This window comes from Burkholderia sp. PAMC 28687 (genome assembly GCF_001577465.1).
Taxonomy (GTDB): Bacteria; Pseudomonadota; Gammaproteobacteria; order Burkholderiales; family Burkholderiaceae; genus Caballeronia.
In genome coordinates, this window is the sequence record NZ_CP014507.1 from 1,189,256 (window position 1) to 1,203,124 (window position 13,869).

The 13,869-nt window shown below is 61.2% G+C and carries 17 protein-coding genes; 8 read left to right on the plus strand and 9 right to left on the minus strand.

Annotated features, from left to right (window positions below; genetic code table 11):
• The first annotated feature begins 69 nt into the window (after positions 1-69).
• On the plus strand, positions 70-1,185 hold the full coding sequence (locus tag AX768_RS28290; RefSeq protein ID WP_062003345.1) for a succinylglutamate desuccinylase/aspartoacylase family protein: 1,116 nt from the start codon (positions 70-72) through the stop codon (positions 1,183-1,185).
• A 144-nt stretch (positions 1,186-1,329) separates the two neighbouring features.
• Here the strand turns inward: AX768_RS28290 and AX768_RS28295 are convergent, their stop codons facing one another.
• The gene (locus AX768_RS28295; protein WP_062003346.1) at positions 1,330-1,689 is read right to left on the minus strand and encodes a hypothetical protein; all 360 of its coding nucleotides are present in this window, start codon (positions 1,687-1,689) and stop codon (positions 1,330-1,332) included.
• A 162-nt stretch (positions 1,690-1,851) separates the two neighbouring features.
• On the opposite strand from AX768_RS28295, the gene AX768_RS28300 reads away from it, so the two are divergent.
• Positions 1,852-2,073: a hypothetical protein gene (locus tag AX768_RS28300; RefSeq protein WP_062003347.1), complete on the plus strand. Its 222-nt coding sequence runs from the start codon at positions 1,852-1,854 to the stop codon at positions 2,071-2,073.
• Between the two features lie 90 nt (positions 2,074-2,163).
• Positions 2,164-2,823 carry a GTP cyclohydrolase I FolE gene (folE, locus tag AX768_RS28305; protein ID WP_062003348.1) on the plus strand — a complete coding sequence of 220 codons (660 nt, stop codon included), beginning with the start codon at positions 2,164-2,166 and terminating at the stop codon, positions 2,821-2,823.
• Between the two features lie 16 nt (positions 2,824-2,839).
• Here the strand turns inward: folE and epsC are convergent, their stop codons facing one another.
• Complete coding sequence (epsC, locus tag AX768_RS28310; RefSeq protein WP_062003349.1) at positions 2,840-3,793, minus strand: serine O-acetyltransferase EpsC; 954 nt, start codon at positions 3,791-3,793, stop codon at positions 2,840-2,842.
• 133 nt (positions 3,794-3,926) lie between these two features.
• Entirely contained in the window at positions 3,927-4,172 is a 246-nt protein-coding gene (locus tag AX768_RS28315; protein WP_062003350.1) for a hypothetical protein, read from the minus strand.
• 296 nt (positions 4,173-4,468) lie between these two features.
• Here AX768_RS28315 and AX768_RS28320 point away from each other — a divergent pair, with 296 nt between their 5' ends.
• Positions 4,469-5,083, plus strand: a complete 615-nt coding sequence (locus AX768_RS28320) for a DUF3005 domain-containing protein (protein ID WP_062003351.1) — start codon at positions 4,469-4,471, stop codon at positions 5,081-5,083.
• A gap of 54 nt (positions 5,084-5,137) precedes the next feature.
• On the opposite strand, the gene AX768_RS33375 is transcribed toward AX768_RS28320, so the two are convergent.
• Positions 5,138-5,311 carry a hypothetical protein gene (locus tag AX768_RS33375; RefSeq protein WP_172812036.1) on the minus strand — a complete coding sequence of 58 codons (174 nt, stop codon included), beginning with the start codon at positions 5,309-5,311 and terminating at the stop codon, positions 5,138-5,140.
• A gap of 296 nt (positions 5,312-5,607) precedes the next feature.
• Here AX768_RS33375 and AX768_RS28325 point away from each other — a divergent pair, with 296 nt between their 5' ends.
• Both AX768_RS28325 and AX768_RS28330 read left to right on the plus strand, forming a co-directional pair.
• Complete coding sequence (locus tag AX768_RS28325) at positions 5,608-6,036, plus strand: hypothetical protein (RefSeq protein ID WP_062003352.1); 429 nt, start codon at positions 5,608-5,610, stop codon at positions 6,034-6,036.
• Between the two features lie 80 nt (positions 6,037-6,116).
• A complete protein-coding gene (locus tag AX768_RS28330) occupies positions 6,117-6,716 on the plus strand; it encodes a short chain dehydrogenase (protein ID WP_062003353.1) in 600 nt (199 codons plus the stop codon).
• 111 nt (positions 6,717-6,827) lie between these two features.
• Here AX768_RS28330 and AX768_RS28335 read toward each other — a convergent pair whose 3' ends face one another.
• The 5 genes from AX768_RS28335 to AX768_RS33380 all read right to left on the minus strand — a co-directional run bounded on the left by AX768_RS28335 (position 6,828) and on the right by AX768_RS33380 (position 10,927).
• Positions 6,828-7,757, minus strand: coding sequence for an SMP-30/gluconolactonase/LRE family protein (locus AX768_RS28335; protein ID WP_062003354.1), 930 nt, complete (start codon positions 7,755-7,757; stop codon positions 6,828-6,830).
• Between the two features lie 17 nt (positions 7,758-7,774).
• Positions 7,775-9,352, minus strand: a complete 1,578-nt coding sequence (locus AX768_RS28340) for an aldehyde dehydrogenase (NADP(+)) (protein ID WP_062003355.1) — start codon at positions 9,350-9,352, stop codon at positions 7,775-7,777.
• Positions 9,353-9,443: 91 nt separating this feature from the next.
• The gene (gene otnI, locus AX768_RS28345; RefSeq protein ID WP_062003356.1) at positions 9,444-10,256 is read right to left on the minus strand and encodes a 2-oxo-tetronate isomerase; all 813 of its coding nucleotides are present in this window, start codon (positions 10,254-10,256) and stop codon (positions 9,444-9,446) included.
• A 124-nt stretch (positions 10,257-10,380) separates the two neighbouring features.
• Positions 10,381-10,719 carry a thioredoxin family protein gene (locus tag AX768_RS28350; protein ID WP_062003357.1) on the minus strand — a complete coding sequence of 113 codons (339 nt, stop codon included), beginning with the start codon at positions 10,717-10,719 and terminating at the stop codon, positions 10,381-10,383.
• Positions 10,720-10,741: 22 nt separating this feature from the next.
• Positions 10,742-10,927 carry a hypothetical protein gene (locus AX768_RS33380; RefSeq protein WP_172812015.1) on the minus strand — a complete coding sequence of 62 codons (186 nt, stop codon included), beginning with the start codon at positions 10,925-10,927 and terminating at the stop codon, positions 10,742-10,744.
• Here AX768_RS33380 and AX768_RS28355 point away from each other — a divergent pair.
• Positions 10,926-12,374: a sensor histidine kinase gene (locus AX768_RS28355; protein WP_231941573.1), complete on the plus strand. Its 1,449-nt coding sequence runs from the start codon at positions 10,926-10,928 to the stop codon at positions 12,372-12,374. The two genes, AX768_RS33380 and AX768_RS28355, sit on opposite strands and share 2 nt — an antisense overlap.
• The gene (locus AX768_RS28360) at positions 12,359-13,777 is read left to right on the plus strand and encodes a sigma-54-dependent transcriptional regulator (protein ID WP_062003359.1); all 1,419 of its coding nucleotides are present in this window, start codon (positions 12,359-12,361) and stop codon (positions 13,775-13,777) included. The genes AX768_RS28355 and AX768_RS28360 overlap by 16 nt, the downstream gene beginning before the upstream one ends.
• The last annotated feature ends 92 nt before the right edge of the window (positions 13,778-13,869 follow it).

Consider the following 13,869-nt stretch of genomic DNA (forward strand, 5'->3'; position numbering starts at 1 on the left):
TCTCCTGAACACGCCGACACAACCCATCGAAGCGCGAAGCCTTAACGGCCCGTCGCGCGTCCGACCACCATGCAAACCAAAACGCACACCCTGATTTCCCCGTCGCTTGGCACCACCCGCAATATCCTGAGCTTTCACTACGGGCCCGGCGGCGGTGAGAAGATCTACATCCAGTCCTCGCTGCACGCCGACGAGTTGCCCGGCATGCTGGTCGCATGGCGCTTGCGCCGTCAGCTTGCAGAACTGGAAACCGCCGGTAAATTGCGCGGCGAAGTGGTGATCGTGCCGGTGTCGAATCCTATCGGGCTGAACCAGAACATGCATGGCAGCTTGCTCGGCCGGTTCGAGCTCAATAGCGGTCACAACTTCAACCGTAATTTCCACGATCTCGGTGCGCTGATTGCGTCGCGTATCGAAGGCCGGCTCACGGGCGATATCCGTGAGAACAAGCTCGCCATTCGCGAAGCCATGCGCGCCGCGCTCGACGAACAAACGCCGCAAACCGAACTCGAATCGCAACGTCTCGCGCTGCAAAAACTGTCGTATGACGCTGATGTCGTGCTCGACCTGCATTGTGATCTCGACGCCGCGCTGCACATCTATACGAACCCGGACATCTGGGAAGAAGTCGAGCCGCTCGCGCGCTACCTGGACTCGAAAGCGTCGCTCCTTGCGCTGAATTCGGTGGGCAATCCCTTCGATGAAATCCACAGCTTCTGCTGGTCGGATCTGCGCACTAAATTCGGCGAGCGTTTTCCGATCCCGAACGGCGGCATTTCGGTGACCGTGGAGCTGCGCAGCCAGCATGACGTATCGTATGAATTCGCCGATGCCGACGCTCAAGGCATCATCAATTACCTGATACATCGTGGCGTGGTCGATGCGCCCGCGCCCGCCATGCCGGAGTTGTCGTACCCGGCGACGCCGCTTGCCGGGGCCGAGCCGATTGTCGCTCCTGCGAGTGGCGTGCTCGTGTTTCGCGCGAAGGTGGGCGCTATGGTGAATGCGGGTGAGGCGGTCGCAGATGTTGTTGATCCTCTTTCCGACACTGTTACCACGCTGTACAGCACCGTTTCCGGTATTTTGTATGCTCGGCAGATTGCGCGGTTTACTACCGCGGGGATGGAAGTGGCCCGGATTGCAAGTGCTACCGCGTTCCGGACGGGGTCGTTGTTATCGGCTTAGGGGTTTGCTGGCGCTGGTTTGGGGTTGGGGCAGTCGTTCTGCTTTGATGCCGGGTTGCTGCTTCTTAGGTCTTCGCCCAACGAGCAGCAACCCGACACCATCCCCGGCCACTAAAAAACAACTGCCCTGCCTGCCCGCGCCAGCCTACCCCAGAGCGCCACCCCGCCCCCCACCCAAACCAGAGGCCGGCCGAATCGCGCTGCCATACGTCTCGACGATCCGCCGGTCCTGTTCTTCCGGCGAAAACTGCTCCCATTCGATACCGTTGATATCACGCGTCTTTGCAAAACCTGCCGCCGAATCGTCTTCAAAACCGATGTGCCTCAGTAATCCCACTTTCGCCGGATCGCTTGTTTCATTGATCGAAAAATTCAGCAAATCGGTGCGCCACATTGCATAGGCACCAGGTACCACCGCGGTAGGCGCCTGACCGAGACGGTGTGAATAATCCGCAATGGAAGCATCGAGGCTGCCAACGGCGAGCGCAATGTGGAATCGTTTCATGGGGCGGCTCCTGGTGGCTGGAGGTTGTTGATCGTGCAGCCACTCTAGCGCCTGAACCGCAGCACAAACAGTTGGGTGTTTATCCCGGTATGGCGTCTACCCTGCCTGCAGAAGGAACGCCGCTTGCGCGCGTCATGTTGTCACTCACCTTCGGAGATCGACATGACAGACAAGCCAACCGACACTACCTACGCCGGCCGATCGCAGGAAGAACGCCGGGCACAGCGCAAAGGCGAAAAGCAGCGCGCGCAAGAGCAGCCAGGCGGTTCGATGGCCGAAAAGGGCACGGAACCCGACAAACACAACAGTTCAGGCAACTTGTCCGATGAAGGAAAAAAAGCCTGGCAAACGGGTTCAGGCATCGACGGAGGCGGCAAAACCTGAAGAACCCGACACTGCGCCGGGGTCTTGTGGTCGGGAAAACGTGGAACAATGGTGGCTTCGTGACTTCGCTACAAGCATCTGGAGCCTTTGATGAGCGCCACGCGCAACAACCCCGACGCGTCCCCGGACATCCACGCTGATCACGCCGACGGTGCTGATCGTCCGAGCCGTGAAGAAGCAGAAGCTGCCGTTCGTGTGCTGATCAAATGGGCCGGTGACGATCCTTCGCGCGAAGGCCTGCTCGATACCCCCGCACGCGTGATCCGGTCCTACGAAGAGTTCTTCGCGGGCTACGCACAGAATCCGCGCGACATCCTCGCGCGCACGTTTTCCGAAGTGCAGGGCTACGACGAGATGATCGTGTTGAAGGACATCCGCTTCGAAAGCTATTGCGAACATCACATGGTGCCGATCATCGGCCGGGCGCACGTGGCCTACTTGCCGCGCGAACGCGTAGTGGGAATTTCGAAGCTGGCGCGGCTCGTGGATGCATTCGCGAAGCGCCTGCAAATCCAGGAAAAGATGACGGCGCAGATCGCCGATACGCTCGAAGAAGTGCTTCAGCCGCTAGGCGTGGGCGTGATCCTCGAGGCATCACACCAATGCATGTCCACGCGTGGCGTGCATAAGGCGGGTGCCTCGATGGTGACATCGCGCATGCTCGGCACTTTCCGCGACGATCCTTCCACACGGCGCGAATTCCTCGCAATCGTCGGGCATTCGAGCGGCTTCAGCGTATCGAATAGCTGAAGCCGGGGCGTGCGCTTCAGGCGCCGGCCTCCGGTGCACCGCCCTCGCCCACTTCGCGGACCTTGCCCTGCGAGACGCTGCTGCCGGGCGGCACGCTGTGGGTCAACCACACGTTGCCGCCAATCACCGATCCACGCCCGATCGTCACGCGCCCAAGAATGGTCGCGCCGGCGTAGATGACCACGTGATCTTCCACGATCGGATGCCGCGCGTTGCCCTTGACGAGGACACCGTCGTTGCCGGCCGGAAAGCTCTTCGCGCCGAGCGTCACCGCCTGATACACGCGCACATGTTCGCCGATCACGGCCGTCTCGCCGATCACGACACCCGTCCCGTGATCGATAAAGAAGCTCGGCCCGATGGTCGCGCCCGGATGAATATCGATGCCTGTCGCCGAGTGCGCAATCTCGTTGATGAAGCGCGCAAGCAGCGGCACGCCGAGCTTGTGCAACGCATGCGCCAGCCGATGATGCGTCATGGCCCAGACGCCCGGATAGCACAGCAGGATTTCGGTGATGTGCTGCGCGGCCGGATCGCCGGTGAATGCGGCCTGGATATCGCTTACCAGCAGTGCACGGATGCCGGCCAACTGCGTGCCGAATTCCCGTGCAAGTTCGAACGCGTGCGTGCCGAGTTCGGCATCGCTGAGATCGTGATTTTCAGGAAGGAAACGCAGCGCGCGGCGAATCTGTTCAGCAAGCAGGCGTAGCGTGCTTTCGAGCGTATGACCGACGTAGTAATCCACGCTTTCGGCCGTCAGGTCAGCGGCGCCATAATGCGTGGGAAAGAGGGCGGCCCGCAAGCCGTTGACGATCTTGATGATCGCTTCACGCGACGGCAACTCTCGTATGCCGAGCGGATGTCGCGTGCGATGCAATTGCTCGCGCGACGCGCGCAGGTCGGCCACGATCTGGTCGAGGCCCCATTCGTGGGATGAAGCTGAAGCTTCGGGAAAAACGGTTTTGGGCATGTCTTGGGGCTTGAGCGGTGGACGCCGTGACGGCACGTTCTAATCGATCCCCGAGATTAACCGTTTTTTCGGCGATATGCCGGACCGGGTACACGCCCTATTCCGCCACGTCCGGTCGACGTTCCCGAAGCACTCAGGACTTTGGGTCCACCTTTACATGGCTCGCGTCGATCCATCGGACGGCCCAGTCGCGGGCATGGGCAATGGCTTCGTCGGCATTGCCGAAACGTAAGTCAGCGGGGAAAAAACGGTTGGCGACCAGTTCGCCATCGCTCGAACGCGAGATCACTACGTATGGCTGAAAATAACCGTCGCCCTGACGCGCCGGCGCACAATTAAGCAGATATCCGCGATGTGAAAATGCATCGTCGTATTGCACAGATCACCCCCATATTTTAAGTGCCTCGCTGGATTCGCGATGGTCGTCTCCTGCTCGCTCGTGCACACGGTACGGGTACGGTCTGAACCGTCCGGAATCGTGCACAGGCCCCGCGAACATCAAATCATACTCTCGCGAAATCTCATGTTCGACTGAAAAAAATCGATGGCGCTTAGAACATTTACTGATGATTTATGCCGTTGTTTATTCCGTGCGCTCGGCGCAAGGCCCGCGTGCGTTCCGGAATACTTCTTGCGTTCTATACTTGCGTTAATCAAGTCAAGCCGGAGTGAACCATGAATAATGCACAGAATAATGAGTCGCAGGACAAACAAAAGGAACGCGCTGCGGACAGTCCGTTGAAGAAACCCGAGACGGAAACTGCGCACGCCAAGACAAGCGATGTCGCCGCTGCAGCACAAAGCAATCAGGCAGGTCCGCGGCAAGATGGGGAAACACCCAAGGCATCGAAGGATGAAGGCGGCCCGATCAGCGAGCTGAACATCACGCGTCACGCAATCGATGTGCTCAACGACGACACGCTCGACGATACCGTCGACGCCGACAGCAAGAATCATGATGCCGCGAGGGACGAGTTCCTGATCGAAGAGAATCCGAATGCGTTCGTTGGCGTTAACGCGTCGCTCGTCAATTCGCATTTCGAACAGGGCGACGGCCTCGGTGGTTTCGACAGCCGCCCTGCGCGTAACGGCCTTGCGCTCAAACTGGAAAATGGGTTCAGCGTCGTGGATAAAGGGATGGTCGCGCCCGATGCGGAAGAGGTGGAAAGGCAGTACGACTTTGTTGACCGCGACGCACGCGGCGACACGTTGCGCGGACGCAAGCACTACGCGGTCAATCACGTCCGCCCGTCGAGGCTGATCGAAATCCAGCGGCGCGATAAGTCCTGATCGCACCGTAACTCCCCGTCTCCAAGAAAAAACCGCGCCGAGCGCGGTTTTTGTTTAATTGGTTTTCGACTTGTCCTTGTCGCCGTCCGATTCAATGCGGGTCACGCCGCCTGTCGAAGGCGGATCGCTTGCCGGGAAGGTGTCTTCCACGGCCTTGTCGACATCCTCCTCTGCGCGCTCCGAATGCGGGTTTTGTTCCTTGGGTTCGTTGGATTGTGCGCTGCTCATGAATGCTCCTCTGTCATCAACTTCGTTCGATCCGGTTCGCCGGGTCAGTGTGTAAAGCCTGCCATTGCGACGAACGAGCTTGCAATGAGGCAGTGCCGCCGCCGCTTTTCCGTTCTGCTGAGGCCAGCGGCCGACACTTGCTTTCTTCAGGCAAATCCGCTCCCAGCGGGCTTGAAGGCACTGAAAGCAAGCGATGTTCCCAACGTGGGATGCGCCTGGCATGCCTCGTGCATGGAGAGGCCGGGGTCAAACAAAAGCTTCGAAAATTCTAGAAAAAGTACGCCACGGGACCAGACATGACTACGACCAATACTTACTCGAACGAAGCCGCGCCGCAAGGCGCGTCACGCTCGTTCGATCTGCGCGCACCCTGGACACAGCAGGCGCTTTCGACCGCTATCGCGTGTCTGGGCATCGCCTACGTCTTCTCGTGGGCCGAAATGGGACTCGCGTTGATGGTGGGTCCGGACGAGCCTCTGGCGCCGCTGGTTGCATCGCGCATACTCGTTGGCGGCTTGTATGTCTGCGTGGCAATGCGCTTGCAGTGGGCGCGCTGGACAACCGTTGCACTTGGCCTTGCGTCGGTCGCCTTCGTGGGTCCTATGCTTGCCGCAGAGTGGAAAATGTTCCCCACGGCAGCCGTCGTTACCGGCGCGGTGCTGGTGGCAAAGCTGGCGGCATCGATCTTCCTGCTGTCGCCGGACGCATCGCGCGAACACAGCTAGCCGTCTGCAGAAGCCGCAGCTTGTTCAAGCGGCCGTGAAAACGCACAATGAGAGCCCGTTTCTTTTTCGATGAGCCTCTCATGAAAATTGCCGTCATCGGTGCAACCGGCACAGTAGGCCGTGCCGTCCTCGCCGAATTCGCCCCGCGTCATGAAGTGTTCGAGGTTGGCGCCACACGTGGCGCGCATCGTGCGGACCTGACGAATCTCGACAGCGTCCATGCGCTTTTCAAATCGATCGGGCACGTCGACGCCATCGTCGCCACCGCCGGTCACGTACATTTCGGCGAGCTTTCCCAGATGACCTCGGAGCAATTCCGCATAGGCCTCGATGACAAACTCATGGGCCAGGTCAATCTCGTACTCCACGCGCAGCGCTATCTGAATGACAGCGGCTCGTTCACGCTGACGAGCGGTATCGTGGGCGATGAGCCGATCAAGTACGGCGCGAGCGCGGCTGCGGTGAACGGTGCGATTGAAGGTTTCGTGCGCGGCGCGGCGATCGAACTGCCGCGCGGCCTGCGCATCAATGTCGTCAATGCAACCATGCTGGAAGAAGCGCGTGAAGCCTTCGGCCCGTACTTCCGTGGCTTTGAAGCCGCGTCCGGCGCGCGCGTCGCGTTGGCCTATAGCCGCAGTGTGGAGGGCCTCGAAACCGGCCGCATTTACAAGGTTCGCTGATAACGGATATTCGTGAGCCGGACATCGATGTGTGCATCGTTATTCGAGCGAAGTCCGCTACTGGTCACCGTGCGCCACGCAAGAACGTCAGGCGCGCGGCGCCATGAAATGTCATCCGCCTTTCACGCCCTGCGTGTTGACGTAGAGTGAATAAAGGCCGTGACTTGCAGCCATGAACAAGCGGTTGCGGTGACGGCCGCCAAAACATACGTTCGCGCAACGTTCGGGCAACGCAATATGTCCGATCGCTTCGCCTTGCGGCGTAAAGACGCGCACGCCGTCGAGCTCGTCGCTGCCCATGCCCCAGCCGCACCAGAGGTTGCCGTGGATATCGACACGAAAACCATCGGGCGTACCGTCCCGTGCGTCGATCACCACGCGCGAGTCCTTGAACGAACGACCGTCGGGCGCCATTTCGTATGCAAGGATTTCGCGCGGCGATGCGCGTGAATCGACCACATAAAGTACGGTCTCGTCGGGCGAAAACGCGAGTCCGTTCGGACCGGCAAGATCCGAAATCATCAGCGTGATCTCGCCGCTTTGTGCATCCACGCGATACACCCCCGGCATCAGCTCCGGCGACTTGTGCTCACCTTCATAGAATCCATCGATACCAAATGTCGGATCGCTGAACCAGATGGAGCCATCGGACTTCACGATCAGGTCGTTGGGCGAATTGAGCGGCTTGCCCTCGTATTGATCCGCGATGACCGTAATCGATCCGTCGTACTCCGTGCGCGTCACGCGGCGCGTCAGATGCTCGCACGTGACAAGCCGGCCCTCGCGGTCCCGCGTGTTGCCGTTCGCGTTGTTCGAGGGCTTGCGAAACGTGCTGACAACGCCGGTTTCCTCGTCCCATCGAAGCATGCGGTTGTTCGGAATGTCGCTCCACAACAGCGAGCGCGAGTCGCCGAACCAGACCGGGCCTTCCGACCATCGAGCGCCCTGATACAAACATTCCACCGATGCCGCCGCCACGCGCAGCTTGTTGAATCGCTCATCGAGCACGCGGACAGCGGGATCGGGATAACGGCGCTCCATCAAGATAAAGTCTCCTTTCAGTTGGGTCCAAGTTCGCCATCGCGCAAACGCCAGAGGCTCAGCGGATTGTCGTCCTGAAGTGCAAGCGGCAGCAAGGCCGCCGGCAAATCCTGATAACACACCGGCCGCAGGAAACGCTCGATTGCCATTGCGCCCACCGATGTAGCGCGGCTGTCGGAGGTCGCCGGATACGGGCCGCCGTGCACCATTGCATACGATACCTCGACGCCCGTTGGAAAGCCGTTCGCAAGAATGCGGCCGGCCTTGCGTTCCAGTATCGGCATCAGGCGGCGAGCGAAGGGCACGTCATCGTTTTCGAGTTGCAAAGTGGCCGTCAATTGCCCTTCGATACGCCGCGCCAGGTCCAGCATTTCGTCTTCATCGCGGCAGATCACGATCAACGCAGTCGGCCCGAAGATCTCGTCCTCCAGATGCGGCGTGCCCGCGAAACGCTCGGCGTTGACGGAAAAGAGCGCGGGCATTGCGGCAAAGGGCGCCTCGGTTTCGGCGCCCGTCGCAATGCGCTCGACGCCGGATTTATCGCGTTGCGCGATGCCTTCCTCATACGCCTTCGCAATCCCGGCCGTGAGCATGGTCTGAGCGCCCTTCTTTTCCAGCGCGCTCACCGCATAGTCGATAAAACCCTGCAAATGCGGCCCCTCCAGCGCAAGCACGAGCCCGGGGTTTGTACAGAATTGCCCTACACCCAGCGTGACCGAATCCACGAAGCCGTTCGCGAGCGACTCGGCACGCGCGGCCAGTGCGCCCGGCAGCACGAAGAACGGATTGATGCTGCTCATTTCCGCGAAGACGGGGATCGGTTCCCGCCGTTTCGATGCAATATCGATCAGCGCAAGACCGCCGCGCCTTGAGCCCGTGAACCCCACGGACTTGATGGCCGGATGCGCGACGAGCGCTTCGCCGATCTCGTTGCCCGCGCCCACCACGAGCGAAAACACGCCCTCGGGCAAACCCATGTCCAACGCCGCTTTTTGTATTGCGCGGCCTACCATCTCGGACGTACCCAGATGCGCGGGATGCGACTTGACGACGACAGGACATCCGGCGGCGAGCGCGGCAGCCGTGTCTCCGCCGGCCACTGAAAACGCCAGCGGGAAATTGCTCGCGCCGAACACCGCAACCGGGCCTACCGGTATCTTCTGCAGACGCAGGTCGGGACGCGGCAACGGCTTGCGATCGGGCTGCGGCGAATCGAGCGTGGCGCTCAACCAGCGCCCTTCGCGCACGAGCGATGCAAACAGCTTCAACTGCCCGACCGTGCGGCCGCGCTCGCCTTCGAGTCGTGCCTTCGGCAATGCGGATTCGGCATGCGCGCGTTCGATGAGCGCATCGCCCAGCGCCACGATGTTGTCCGCGATCGCTTCGAGAAACTGCGCGCGCGTTTCGAGCGCAGTGAGCCGGTAAACATCGAAAGCGGATTCGGCAAGCTCGGCCGCGCGTGCAACTTCCTTCGCGCCGCCCCCGCCGAACGCCGGTTTCAACTCGACATTGCGCGCGGGATCGAAGGCGTGCAACGTCGAGTCTGTTCCGCGCACTGCCGTTCTACCGATCAGCATTTCGCCCGTGATCTGCATGTGAAATCTCCTGAAAACAGCGGATAAATCGTTGACGGCTCGTCATTCAAAATTCATCTACCGACGATGGACCGCATCGCAGCGCGCTTTGTCACGTGCGCGGTGAATGACCGGAATGCCTGTAATTCGCGAGCCACCCCAAACCGTCGGACGTCCCGGCGCGCGGCCGGTATTCGCACCCGATCCAGCCGCTATAACCAAGTGAATCGATAAGATCGAACAGGTACGGATAATTCACTTCGCCCGTATCCGGCTCGTTCCTGTACGGCACGCCCGCAATCTGAATGTGGCCGATACCCGCATTGCGCCGCTTCATGTCGCGCCGCAACTTGACGGCGAGATCGCCTTCCGTGATCTGACAGTGATAACAGTCGAACTGGACCTGCAGGTTCGACGCACCGATTTCGCTGCAGATGGCTTGCGCCTCGTCCTGCCGGTTGAGGAAAAAGCCCGGCATGTCGCGCGTGTTGATCGGCTCAATGACTATAGTCACATGGGCGGATGCCGCCATGTTGGCCGCGAGCGCGAGATTCTTCAGATACACCTCGCGATGCTGCTCGCGCGACTGCTCCGGAGCAATGAGACCAGCCATCACATGCAGCTTGTCATTGCCGAGAATGCGCGCATAGTCGAGCGCAATGTCCATGCTGCGCCTGAATTCATCCTCACGTCCCGGCAGCGAGGCAAGCCCGCGCTCACCGCCGCTCCAGTCACCCGGCGGCGCGTTGAAAAGCGCTTGTTTGAGGGCGTTATCGTCGAGTTGGGTTTTGATGTCCGACGGCGGAAATTCATACGGGAACAAGAATTCCACGGCCTTGAAACCGTCGCGCGCCGCCGCCGAAAACCGGTCGATGAACGCGTGCTCGTTGTACATCATGGTGAGGTTGGCAGCGAAACGCGGCATGACGATCCTCCTGATGGGACAAGACGGTTGCTCATGGCGTGCAACTCTTGCGCCCGCTCTCATCGATGATATTGCTCCCCTCCACGCCGCCGAGGCTCAGTGGAAACCCTCGCCAGGACGCACTTTACGCAGAGGAAGCCTGGTCAAGGAGCGCAAATGCATCGCGGATTTCCGATACATCGTTTGGCCGGACCAGCCGCGCGACTTCGCGCCCGTTGACCATGAAGATCAGCGTGGGCCAGAGCTTGACCCGAAATGACCGTCCCAGCGGCCGGCCGCTGCCGTCCTCGATCTTCAGATGCCGCATGTCGGCGTGGTCCTTGAACGCCTGCGCTATCGCGGGCTGGGCGGCTTTGCAGTAACCGCACCAGTTGGTGCCGAACTCGATCACCGACGGGCCCGCAAAAGCATCGACATCCGCACGCGCCGGCGCGTCTGGTGTGTATTCGGTTGCCATGGCCATGAGTGTTGCTCCTTTTATCGGATCACTGACATTCTATTGGGCGGCGGGTTTGCGCGCTTGGCGTGGCTTTCTTGCGCGCGGGCGGTGGTCCGGCAGGTTTCTTGCTCCAGTGCTGCACCTCCTCGCCACGCCTGTACATGCCAGCTTCTTCCACGCGCCTGTCGTTCTCCAGCCAGCTAGCCTTCTTCTGGGCGCTGGTGGCAGTCATGTGCGCGCTGCTTTGCGCCCTCGTGCTGTTCATGGCCCAGGAAAACGCGGGACGGCGTATCGACATCGCTCGCGAGCGCAGTCTGGCCGGCTGCCAGGCAGTGGCGTCGCGCTACGATCTCTCCATCGACAGAAACGCCGGCGCCGATCATCTCGATCCGCACGCCGATCTGATGCACGCCATTCTCGATGTCGTGCTGGCGCAGATGTCCGGCGTGGAAGGCGGATTCTGGCGCAATGCAGGCACTGACCGGGGCGTGTTCGATGCGTATGCATTCCCGACCTACGAGGGCAGTGGCATCAAGCGCGATGTGCCCGACGCCGAAACGCCTTTGATCCTGCGTACGCTGCGCGCAGCGGCGATCAAACAAACGGCGCTGACGGATGTCGTCAGTGGTCAGCAAGGCGCGGTGATCGTGACGGCGTGTACGATCCCGCACCACCCGGCGCTGCTCGCGTGGACGCTCACGCGCTCACAGCCGTCTCTCGGCGCCTGGGGACGCAGCCTGCTTGCGGGGCTGGCCGCGCTGCTTGCAATCATCGTCGGTAGCTCCATCGCTCTCGGTATGCGATTGCGTAGCTGGCGCGCGAACCTTGCTCACGTGGAGCGCAGCGTCGCGCAACATGCGGGAGCCGAACCGGATGGCTGCGCCACCATTTCCGAGCCGATCGGAAAGACGGGCGAGCCGGAGCTCGACCGCATCGTGGATGCATTCAACACGCACGCGGCGCGCACCGCCGCGTTGCGATCACAAGCGGCAGCGCTGAGCGCTCGCCTCGCGCAAGCGGAGCGCTTCTCCGCACTCGGCCGGCTTGCTGCGCAGATTGCGCACGAGATCCGCAATCCAGTCGGCGCAATGCGGCTCAAAGCAGAAAACGCTCTCGTCGGCGATGAAGATCGCAAGCAACGGGCGCTCGCGACGATCCTCGAGCAGATTCATCGGGTGGAGCAACAGCTTGTGGGCTTGCTGGCGCTCACTCAGCCGGTTCGCATCGACAATATGAACGTCCCGCTTCGGGCGTGGCTCGACGATCGAGTCGCGCTGCATCAGGAAGCGGCGGCACATGCGCAGGTCGTGCTTACCGTGGCGGAGGCACCGGCAGCGACGCCCGAGCACGCCGTTTTCGATCCCGTGCAACTCGCACGCGCGCTTGATAACCTCGTGCTGAACGCCATACGTCATACGCCGCCCGACGGCAGCGTGACGGTACAGGCAACGCGGACTCGCGACCTCCTGCGTTTCGAAGTGAACGACGACGGCCCTGGTGTGCCGCAAGACGATCGTGAAGAAATATTCGAACCGTTCGTCACGGGTCATGCCGCCGGTTCGGGACTGGGTCTGGCTGTGGTGCGCGAGATTGCAGCCGCGCATGGCGGCCGGGCGTTTTATGAAGCGCGCAGCACGGGCGCGTGTTTTGTCATCGAGATTCCATGGCGCACATCCTGATTGTCGACGACGACGGCGCCTTTCGCGAAAGCCTCGCCGAAACGCTCGCCGATATGAGCCACGAGACGCTCGAAGCGGCCAGCAAACGAGAAGCGCTCGGGTTGCTTGAAAGCATGGAGCCCATCGACTGCGTTTTCCTCGACCTGCGAATGCCCGACGGTGTTTCAAGAGACCCAAACGCCGGCGGCGGCCTGGAAGTGCTCGAAGAACTGCGCAACATGCCCGCACGCGCCGCCTTGCCGGTTGTCGTGCTCACTGCATTCGCCACCAGCGAGAACACTGTGCGCGCGATGCGCCTCGGCGCGTTCGACCACCTGACAAAGCCCATCGGCCGCGATCAGATCGCCGCTTTGCTGAAGAAAATCGAACTATCGCAATCGGGCTCGCGCGATGCGGCGTCGATACAACCCAATGCTTCCTTGCTGCCCGATGAAGCCCGCGAAGCCCGCAGCGCCCCGCGCCTGCTCGGCTTCAGTGACGCGCTGCGCGATGTGCAGAAGAGCATCGGCCGAGCCGCCGCGACCGATGCCACCGTGCTGATCAATGGCGAAACCGGCACGGGCAAGGAAGTCGCCGCGCGCGTGCTGCATGATGCGTCCGACCGTCGGCAGGCGCCGTTCATTGCGGTGAACTGCGCGGCGATCCCCGCAGACCTGCTCGAAAGTGAACTCTTCGGGCATACCAAAGGCGCGTTTACGGGAGCGGTATCGGAGCGGCTCGGCCAGTTTGCGCGAGCGGACGGAGGCACACTTTTCCTCGATGAAATCGGCGACCTGCCGTGGCCTCTACAGGCGAAACTTTTGCGCGTGCTCCAGGAACGCATCGTGACGCCGGTTGGAAGCAACGCGCAAGTCCGCATCGATGTACGGATCGTTGCCGCCACTCACCGCGACCTGCAGGCGGAGGTCGCAGCGCAGCGGTTTCGGGAAGACCTGTTTTATCGTCTGAACGTGATTCCCATTCATTTGCCGCCGCTGCGTGAGCGCCCCGCCGACATCGCTCCCCTTGCTGCGCATTTTCTTGCGATCGCAGCGACGGGCTCGACACGCCCAAAAACGCTCGGCGACGACGCTAGAAAACTGCTGCTGCAGCACGCGTGGCCCGGCAATGTCCGCGAACTCAAGAACGCGATGGAGCGCGTGTTCGCCCTGGCGCGCGGACCCGTGGTTGTAGCGAACGACCTCGCTTTTCTTTCCCGCACGCCAGGCTCCGGCGACACCACCAGCGGTTTGCCCGCGGGATGGCTCGACCTGCCGCTTCCCGATGCAGTGGAACAGCTCGAACGGCTTGCGATCGCCCACGCGCTTTCGGTCACGTCCGGCAACCGCGCGGAAGCGGCACGACGGCTTGGCATCAGCCGGCAATCGCTCTACACGAAGCTCGCCGCTTACGGACTCGGATAAAGCGGATGCTGTCCAGATTAACGACATCGACTGTCATCAAACTGGACATCTATCAGCGGGGACCGCCTCAAAACCTTTGCTGGATGAGGCTT